Below are 207 nucleotides of genomic sequence, written 5' to 3' on the forward strand. Positions count from 1 at the left end.
GCGGCCTCTTCGGCGGCGTCATGAAGCCGTGGCCTGAGCGGCTCGACACGGCCCACCCGTACGGCCTCGCCACCCCGCAGCCGGTCACCGAGCGGCTGCTGAACGAGCGCGCGCTCGAACTGGGCACGGAGATCCGGCGCGGCAGCGAGGTGATCGGGATCGGCCAGGACGAGGACGGGGTGACCGTCGAGCTCGCGGACGGCACCG

1 protein-coding gene is annotated in these 207 nt (G+C 73.9%); it reads left to right on the forward strand.

Annotated elements, in window-relative coordinates:
• Window positions 1-207, forward strand: a 207-nt coding sequence (locus tag CCN56_RS45375; protein WP_256962424.1) for an FAD-dependent monooxygenase, incomplete at both ends; no start/stop codon positions are given.

This window comes from Streptomyces sp. NRRL B-24572 (assembly GCF_002156145.1).
GTDB lineage: Bacteria > Actinomycetota > Actinomycetes > Streptomycetales > Streptomycetaceae > Streptomyces > Streptomyces vietnamensis.